We start from the raw sequence: 7,103 nt of genomic DNA on the forward strand, positions 1-7,103 counted from the left end.
CAGAACATTCTTTCTGAACTGGTGGCGATGAATGTAGAGGGTGGCCGCGAAGCGAGTGCTGCCGGCGATGAAGTCTACGAAGAAGCTCGCACGATGTTCATTGCCCTTATCGCCATTGCTCTGGTGGTCGGCATTGCAGCGGCCCTCCTGGTGACGCGCTCGGTGCTCAAACAGCTCGGCGGCGAGCCTGCGGTGGTCCGTGACGTCGTGCGTCAGGTTGCAGATGGCGATCTGACCGTCGAGGTGGACGTCAAGGCGAACGATTAAATGCTTTTTTGAATTCTCCTCCGTTGTTTTCGATGTGAATATATTTTTGTAAATATCATAGTAAAGCGATGTCCCGCAATGCAGCAGCATGGAATTGGCAGTCGATACGGCTGCCGCACATAAAGCGACTAAAGTTAGTGCTCCCACTAAAGGATGCGCATATTCCGTGATCACCAGCGGCATAATATAATCCGTGGTTTGGCCTGCCGGCAGGCTGGGAATCAATGTTTTCGCACCAAGTCCAATAATGATTAACGGAACGAAAATGGCGATTAGCAAAACGACTGAGATCATCATCTGCATGATGGCTACTTTAATGCTCTTAGGCGCCAGCATTCTTGCTACCCAGTGAGGGGAGACGGCTGCCCCTAGTGAATTGGAAATGAAAATAGAAAAAAGGGCACCCAAGCCAAAGGTTCCGACTGGAGACAATAAAACTCCCTTTGATAGACTTTCGCCTCCCACAACAGTTGGGGCAGTTGCAGCCGCCAGAGTATCATAAATATTGGAGAATCCCCCTGCTGCAAACAATACAGCGACAGCCCCTAAAACCACACCCAAAATGATTAAAATGGTGTTCACGGTATCTGTGACAGCAACGGACCAGAAGCCTCCTATACTTGTAAAAAGAAGGAAAACAAGAAAAGCGAAAATGGCTATTTCGTATTTCATGCCTGTAATAGTTGAAAAAACAATTCCAAACCCGACTACCTGCAGATGCGTAAAAACAAAATATCCAACAAGCATAAGTGCCGCAACCAGCGTCCGCAATTGGCTATTCTTTTTTAATGGTTCATACCGGAGATGAATAAATTCAGGGAAAGTTTTTGCCGGCGATTCAGGTCTTCTGACTTTATATGCAACAATCGGAATTAAAGCGGTACCAAAAAACCATCCCGCAACCCATCCTATGATGGCCGCCACTCCCGAACTATATAAATAACCCGGAACCCCCATGACAGAGGCAACACTGACCCATGTTGCAACAGACGTACCAACACCAATAAATAAGCCCATTCGGTGTCCGCCGGTTGTAAAGTCTGACATGGATTCAACATTCTTCAAGCTTTTCAGACATGTCCACACGATAAATAGTAAATAAAATGCAAATACAGCGATATACCACATACTGTCACCACCCCCTATTTAAATAATTTGCCGGAATATCCCCAGCGTTTCACTTTTGATTTTTCGACTTTATAACAAAGAATCGTACCGCAGATCAGTGAAAAAGCGATTGTGGCACCCCAAATCAACAATGCTATAGCCATGGATTATCTCTCCTTTACAAGTTCACTTGGTTTATTTTTCATTACTACATTCAAGGATTCGAAAAAGGGTAAATTTTCAGAAAACAAAGGAACTGATTTCCTATTCTCCGCTTCCGATACCAGCTCCACGACTAAATCGTTAAAAGGAGTTGGAATGCCAAAAGCTTTTCCTTTTTCTGAAACATGGCCATTAATAAAGTCAATCTCAGTCTTTACTTTACGGACTAAATCCTGCAGCATACTCGCTTTAAGATTCCTGTGAGGAGACCAAACCTCATGGTAAAAGCCCATTTTTTCACTAACCTTTTGACCTACCTTCAGTTCCAGGAATTCCATGTCCTTTCCCTGCATATTGGTTAATTGAATCCCTTGCGCATGTGCCACTTTAATGGTTTCATCTGCAATATAAGCTAAGCTGGTCATTGCTTCCTTATTTGACAGAACTTCGCCGAACGTACAGCCCAGTGCCGCAGACATTCCGCTGAAGGTTGTGTTCATTAATAACTTTGTCCATTTAATACCGCTAATATTGGACGTGATCTTGCAATAGCCGACATGTTCCAATACTGCTTTTACTTCTGATAAGCGGGACGTGATTCTTCCGTCCGTTTCCCCTATCTCAAATGCATATTTCTTTACAGTCTCCCATTCGGTGGTGAGTTCAGACTCGCCCGGGCCTTTCCATGTCGCTCCAAAGCCAACAGCCCCGCCAATCGTCCTGCTGGCCCCAACAATGGATGCAACATGTTCTTCAGGGATTCCGTTCTGGAGCGTACAGACGATGCTGTTTTCATGCAGATAAGGAAGCAATTGATGGAGAGATTCATAGGTAAATACCTGCTTGGTTAATAGAAATACTAAATCATATGTGCTGCTTATTTGATCTGGTGTCAAGGCATTGACAGGAACCGTCTTATTTATAAATCCTGAAAGCTTTGCACCGGATTGATTCAGCCTATTTACATGACTTTCATTAATATCGATTAAATCTATTTTTTCTCCCCCTTCCGCCATTAGTGCTCCAATGATTGTCCCTAAAGAGCCTGCACCCATAATCGCAATATTCATCTTTATTCCCCCTATTCTTGTCACTTGATCTAGTTTTGGACACCCTTCAGGGATGTAACCAGACTGCCTCTATTCAGCTTATCTATCCCCAAGATTTTTCTGGCCTCAGCTGGAGTGGCAACCTCTCTTCCCAATGTTTGGGCCAGGTTAGCTATTCGTTTCACGAATTGAGCATTCGTTTCTGCTAATTCACCTCTTCGAAAATAGACGCTATCCTCCATTCCAACCCGCACGTGCCCGCCTAATAGAATACTCATCGTATTGATGGTTAACTGATCCTTACTTGCGCCAATTGCCGACCATGTAGAACCTACTGGAATGCTATCTATTAAAAACATCAGGTTTTTAGGAGTTGCCGGCATACCTCCATGCACACCCAGTACGAATTGAAAATGGAATGGATCGTCAATCAATCCCTTTTTAGCAATCCTTAACGTATTGTGAATCATGCCAACATCGAAAATCTCAATTTCCGGCTTGATTTGCCGTTCTTTCGTAACAGCCGCCAATCTTTCAAGGAACTCAGGCGTATTGTGAAAGACACCCGGGCCAAAGTTCATGGTCCCTGCATCAAAGGTAGCCATTTCAGGGTTTAATTCACACACTCTTAATCGATCTTCATCACGATTTCCGATTCCCCCGGCAGTTGTTAAATTTAAAATAATATCGCATTTATCCTGGACCCGGTCGATGACTTCTTTATACGTATCCAGGTTAAGTGTATTTTCTCCCCGATGATCCCTTACATGAATATGGGCAATAGCCGCCCCCTCTTTCCATGACTCATATACAGAATCCGCAATCTCTTTTGGCGATAATGGCACATAAGGCGTATGTTCCCGAGTGGTTTGTGCTCCTGTTGGGGCTACGGTAATAATTAATTTTTCCATTGTGTGATCCCTCTTTCTGCAGAATAAGTTTTTCGTTTTCTACAGATGCAATTTCTGTGCCAAAAGCAAAAGTACGATAACATCAGCTATTTCTCTCATCAAGATAAAAAAACTGATGAAATAATTCATCAGTTTTTAAATAATCTGACTATTTCATTTGTATATTAAGCTTTTGTTTTGATGATAAAATTCATCATGAACGATTCCGTTTTTCATCACTTAAGTTAATTCCCAGCCTTTTGGCCTTTTTTACGATAGTAGATTGATCAACATCTAATATGGCAGCTGCTTTTCTGGTACTTCCATAAAGTTTCAATGCCTTTTCAATTGTCTCTTTTTCAACACTTTCTACAATCTTTTTCAAACTGAATCCTTCATTTAATGTTTTTGCACCATCCAGCTCAATATTTAATAACTTCTTTGCATGGTCAGCACTAAATCTCTTGAATTTTTCTGAAACGATCACCATTCGTTCTACCACATTTTGCAGCTCTCTTATGTTTCCAGGCCAGTTATACCCTTTAAATACTTCGAATACTTCCTTCTCTAATTGCACTTCTTTACTATATTTTGCATTATAAATGTCCAAATAATGTCTGACTAATATCTCAATGTCTTCTGCCCGTATCCGAAGCGGCGGAATATGAATGGGAAATACATTTAACCTAAAATACAGGTCTTCTCTAAATTTCCCTTCTTTTACAAGCTCGTATAAATCGCAATTGGTTGACGCCAGGATTCGGACATTGAATTTAATCGGCTTTGTCCCGCCTATACGTGTTACTTCTTTTTCCTGAATAATCCTTAATAGCTTCGATTGCAGCTCAATCGGCATCTCCCCAATTTCGTCCAACAGCAAAGTGCCTTTATCAGCCAATTCAAACATGCCGATTTTTCCTTTACTGGATGCGCCGGTAAAAGAGCCGCTTTCATATCCAAACAGCTCCGACTCCAGGAGACTTGCAGGAATGGCTGCACAATTGATCTTGATAAAAGGCTTGCCATGCCTCTCACTATTCATATAAATTTCATTCGCGACAACTTCTTTTCCAACTCCTGTTTCTCCAGTTATTAGGACCGTTACATCCAAATTGGCCACCTGGTGAATCATTTGAATAACAGGTTTCATCTCCTGGCTTTCTCCAATTAAACTTTTGGATGTCTGTAATTTTCTGAGATGTTCAATTTCATATTGATTTTTCAGCTTATCTTTTTCAACCTCTTGCATACGTTTCTCTGAAGCTGCTAATTTTTCTTGCATTTCCACCAAATCCGACATATCCCGATTGATCACAACGACCTTTTTAATATTGCCTTTTTGATCAAAAATGGGATTTCCTGACGTCAGCACTTTAACCCCCGTTCGGATTTCAGCTACCGCATTAATAGGTTTTCTTGTTCTGATAATCTCGGGTGTGATGGCGTTTTTATATAAACCTTCCTTCATCAGATCTCCCACGTATTTATTCAGGACAAGATCAGGAGCCAGGCCGGTTATTCTGCTGTAAGCTTTATTCACATATAACGTCTTTCCATCTCCGTCAGAGATATAAATCCCATCATAAAGTTCATCACAAACCTGTTTATAGTCGCCTTCATTTAACTCTTTGATCTCTTCAAAAATTTTGATGAGTCCTGTTTCGGTCTCCCTTTTATCCAGAGAATGCAGTGGCGAATTTTTAACTGTCTCTATCAGATCTTTTAAAAATTCCTTCGAAGTAAATAGTTTATCTTTTGTCATGACATCCTCACATCCCACGTTTTCTGATCTTTCTCAATATTCTAATCAAGTTAAACATAATTATAGAATTAAGGAAGACTTATATTCAAGAGAATGGAGGCTATTCCCCTTCCGGTTGATATGGCGATATACGGTTACTGTTTGTCTCCAATCTAAAACTTTGCCGATTAACCTCCTATAAATGGATATTTATGTTAACATATTCATATCTCTTCCATTTTCTTTAATCGATCCAGGATTTCATGATTCAGCTTGATGATATATTCCTGCTCTTTCTTCAATTCGTGCTGTCTGCAGGCAAGGAATACGAAAAAACATACGCACATGATCACGAATAACAGCCAAAATAAATCCCCAAAGAAGTCCATTTACAGCCCCCCAGTGAAAAGATATGGCCATTTTAACACACAGAATTTTATAGAAAAGAAGGCGGTGAGAGTTTTGAAAAAATCGCAGCGGCTTTTATTAAGTCTATTAGCCGTCATTTTGAGTTTTGCCCTATTTGTGATTGGAATAATATTTGCTGAAAAAATGCCTTTCCTGACTGTGCTGGGGATATTGGGGCTTAGCGGGGTTTATTATTTTGTTTTTCGTATTGTTAAAAAATCATCCAGGACATAACACTAAAGATCCCTATACCATTAGAAAAAGGTGAAACCTATGAGTTCAAAATATCCGGATATTATAACTACCAGAGAAGAATTTGCGTCTTTTCGGGAGGAAATTGGCCAGCCCAGTGCGCGTGCTGCCGGCAAAGTTATTACTTTCATCGATGAGCATTGCATTGACTTTATTTCCAAATCACCTTTTTTAACTTTGTCCACTTCAGATTCCGATGGAAAATGTGATGTTTCTCCAAGGGGGGATTCCCCCGGGTTTGTGACGGTTCTTGACGAGCAGCATCTTTTTATTCCGGAACGGCCGGGCAATAAAAGAATGGATTCCGCTCATAATATCATAGAAAATCCCAATATTGGACTCCTTTTTCTCATACCAGGGCTTGGAGAAACGCTAAGAATTAATGGCAAAGCTTATATTTGCCGTTACCCTGAGCTCTTAGAGAAGAGCAAGGTAAAAGGCCGCGCTCCCTTATTTGGAATTTTAGTAGAAGCAGAGGAATGCTTTATCCATTGTGCGAAAGCATTGATCCGATCGGGATTATGGAACGGAGAGTCATGGCTTGCGAAAGAAGCCCTTCCTTCTGCCCCTGCTATACTGGCAGCTCATTCAAAATTGCCGAATGACACATCCGAACAAGTGAAGAAGGATCTCCAGGATAGTTATAAAAATAGATTGTATTAAGGCAGCCTCTATAAAAGAGCGGCTGTCCGGCAGCTGCAGCACTGAAATGACCTTTCCTGAAACGCAATGAGCCCTATAATTATTAAAAATATAAAGCTAGTACTATAGAAAAAGGAATTATATAATAGGAGAAAAATATTTTCATTTTGGAGAAAACTCAAATGGGGCACGAATTATGGATGTATATCCTCATTCTCACTTTTTCAGGGGCACTGAGCTTATCGCTTTGTCTCTTTGCACACTTTAAACTAAGGAATGCACCGGGTGCCGGACCTTATAAGATCTTAACACTGCTGTCCGCGATCTTTACCTTTTCCTATGCATTCGAATTGTCGAGCTCCACTTTACCAGAAATTCAATTCTGGCTGGGCATTGAATATTTGTTCATGCCATTCATTCCTGTTTTCACTTTATTGATGTGTCTGGAATATGCCGGACACAAGCTGAGCATAAAAACGCCAACAAGGGTGGCATTAAGATTTTTCTAATCCAACAAATTGCGTCGGAAGCTTCCCCGCATGCGGTTTCGGAGGGATTTACGAGCAATTTTTTCTTCCTCCTCGT

Annotated in this window: 9 protein-coding genes; 3 read left to right on the top strand and 6 right to left on the bottom strand. The window is 41.3% G+C overall.

Features of this window, described 5'->3' with window-relative positions; genetic code table 11:
• The 6 genes from ACEQ1T_RS00045 to ACEQ1T_RS00070 form a co-directional block, all read right to left on the bottom strand.
• A partial coding sequence (locus tag ACEQ1T_RS00045; RefSeq protein ID WP_370221365.1) for a sodium:solute symporter family protein occupies window positions 1-1,395 on the bottom strand: 1,395 nt, incomplete at its 3' end.
• Window positions 1,396-1,409: 14 nt separating this feature from the next.
• Window positions 1,410-1,538, bottom strand: coding sequence for a hypothetical protein (locus tag ACEQ1T_RS00050; RefSeq protein WP_268891839.1), 129 nt, complete (start codon window positions 1,536-1,538; stop codon window positions 1,410-1,412).
• Between the two features lie 3 nt (window positions 1,539-1,541).
• Window positions 1,542-2,606, bottom strand: coding sequence for a ketopantoate reductase family protein (locus tag ACEQ1T_RS00055; RefSeq protein WP_370221366.1), 1,065 nt, complete (start codon window positions 2,604-2,606; stop codon window positions 1,542-1,544).
• A 29-nt stretch (window positions 2,607-2,635) separates the two neighbouring features.
• Window positions 2,636-3,496 (bottom strand): 3-keto-5-aminohexanoate cleavage protein, encoded by an 861-nt coding sequence (locus tag ACEQ1T_RS00060; protein WP_206846092.1) that lies wholly within the window; start codon window positions 3,494-3,496, stop codon window positions 2,636-2,638.
• Between the two features lie 193 nt (window positions 3,497-3,689).
• On the bottom strand, window positions 3,690-5,237 hold the full coding sequence (locus ACEQ1T_RS00065) for a sigma-54 interaction domain-containing protein (RefSeq protein ID WP_370221367.1): 1,548 nt from the start codon (window positions 5,235-5,237) through the stop codon (window positions 3,690-3,692).
• 203 nt (window positions 5,238-5,440) lie between these two features.
• Window positions 5,441-5,605, bottom strand: a complete 165-nt coding sequence (locus ACEQ1T_RS00070; protein ID WP_206846086.1) for a hypothetical protein — start codon at window positions 5,603-5,605, stop codon at window positions 5,441-5,443.
• A gap of 73 nt (window positions 5,606-5,678) precedes the next feature.
• Here ACEQ1T_RS00070 and ACEQ1T_RS00075 point away from each other — a divergent pair, with 73 nt between their 5' ends.
• The 3 genes from ACEQ1T_RS00075 (at window position 5,679) to ACEQ1T_RS00085 (ending at window position 7,027) form a co-directional block, all read left to right on the top strand.
• Entirely contained in the window at window positions 5,679-5,858 is a 180-nt protein-coding gene (locus ACEQ1T_RS00075; RefSeq protein ID WP_206846083.1) for a hypothetical protein, read from the top strand.
• Window positions 5,859-5,897: 39 nt separating this feature from the next.
• Window positions 5,898-6,539 (top strand): pyridoxamine 5'-phosphate oxidase family protein, encoded by a 642-nt coding sequence (locus ACEQ1T_RS00080; RefSeq protein ID WP_206846081.1) that lies wholly within the window; start codon window positions 5,898-5,900, stop codon window positions 6,537-6,539.
• Window positions 6,540-6,700: 161 nt separating this feature from the next.
• Window positions 6,701-7,027: a histidine kinase N-terminal 7TM domain-containing protein gene (locus tag ACEQ1T_RS00085; protein ID WP_370221368.1), complete on the top strand. Its 327-nt coding sequence runs from the start codon at window positions 6,701-6,703 to the stop codon at window positions 7,025-7,027.
• Window positions 7,028-7,103 lie beyond the last annotated feature (76 nt).

Origin of the sequence: Cytobacillus sp. (genome assembly GCF_964223445.1) — a bacterium.
Lineage (GTDB): Bacteria > Bacillota > Bacilli > Bacillales > Cytobacillaceae > Cytobacillus.

Excerpts from the sequence above, each read along its gene's own strand:
- ACEQ1T_RS00085 (WP_370221368.1), top strand. The coding sequence starts at position 6,701 with ATGGGGCACGAATTATGGATGTATATCCTCATTCTCACTTTTTCAGGG.
- ACEQ1T_RS00060 (WP_206846092.1), bottom strand. The coding sequence starts at position 3,496 with ATGGAAAAATTAATTATTACCGTAGCCCCAACAGGAGCACAAACCACT.
- ACEQ1T_RS00070 (WP_206846086.1), bottom strand. The coding sequence starts at position 5,605 with ATGGACTTCTTTGGGGATTTATTTTGGCTGTTATTCGTGATCATGTGC.
- ACEQ1T_RS00080 (WP_206846081.1), top strand. The coding sequence starts at position 5,898 with ATGAGTTCAAAATATCCGGATATTATAACTACCAGAGAAGAATTTGCG.
- ACEQ1T_RS00065 (WP_370221367.1), bottom strand. The coding sequence starts at position 5,237 with ATGACAAAAGATAAACTATTTACTTCGAAGGAATTTTTAAAAGATCTG.
- ACEQ1T_RS00055 (WP_370221366.1), bottom strand. The coding sequence starts at position 2,606 with ATGAATATTGCGATTATGGGTGCAGGCTCTTTAGGGACAATCATTGGA.
- ACEQ1T_RS00050 (WP_268891839.1), bottom strand. The coding sequence starts at position 1,538 with ATGGCTATAGCATTGTTGATTTGGGGTGCCACAATCGCTTTTTCACTG.